Annotated in this window: 1 protein-coding gene; it reads left to right on the forward strand. The window is 65.5% G+C overall.

Features of this window, described 5'->3' with window-relative positions:
* Positions 1 to 22: 22 nt before the first annotated feature.
* Positions 23 to 560: autotransporter outer membrane beta-barrel domain-containing protein (locus tag EN935_RS39505; RefSeq protein WP_127374430.1), on the forward strand; the 538-nt coding region annotated here is incomplete at its 3' end.

Consider the following 560-nt stretch of genomic DNA (forward strand, 5'->3'; position numbering starts at 1 on the left):
GCCTTCGAACGTGTAGTCGCCCTTGAGCGCGAAGCTGCCGTTCGAAGGCGATGCGGCGGTCGTCGGCGGCGCCTATGCCTACAGGCTCTATCAGGGCGGCACGAGCACGCCCACCGACGGCGACTGGTATTTGCGCTCCGCCCTGATTGATGGTGGCGGACCCGGAACTCCGCTCTATCAGGCCGGCGCACCGCTCTACGAGGCCTATGCGGGCGTATTGCAGACCTTCAACCAGCTGGGCACGCTGCAGCAGCGGCTCGGCAACCGATCCTGGACCATCGAAGCGCAAGGCGCCGATGGGATCTCCGATGACGTAAAGGCCGAGGCCGGTATCGGGCTGTGGGGCAGGATCGAAGGCACCAGCGGCTCCTACGATCCGGAAAGCTCCACCACCGCAACGACATACGACACATCGACCTGGAGGCTGCAGACCGGCGCCGACATGCTTTTGTCCGACAGCGCGGCCGGCCAGCTCATCGGCGGCATCGCCTTCCAGTATGGCACCGTGTCCGCCGACGTCTCGTCGGTGTTCGGCAGCGGATCGATCGATAGCACCGGCA

Origin of the sequence: Mesorhizobium sp. M7D.F.Ca.US.004.03.1.1 (assembly GCF_003998635.1) — a bacterium.
GTDB classification, from domain to species: domain Bacteria; phylum Pseudomonadota; class Alphaproteobacteria; order Rhizobiales; family Rhizobiaceae; genus Mesorhizobium; species Mesorhizobium loti.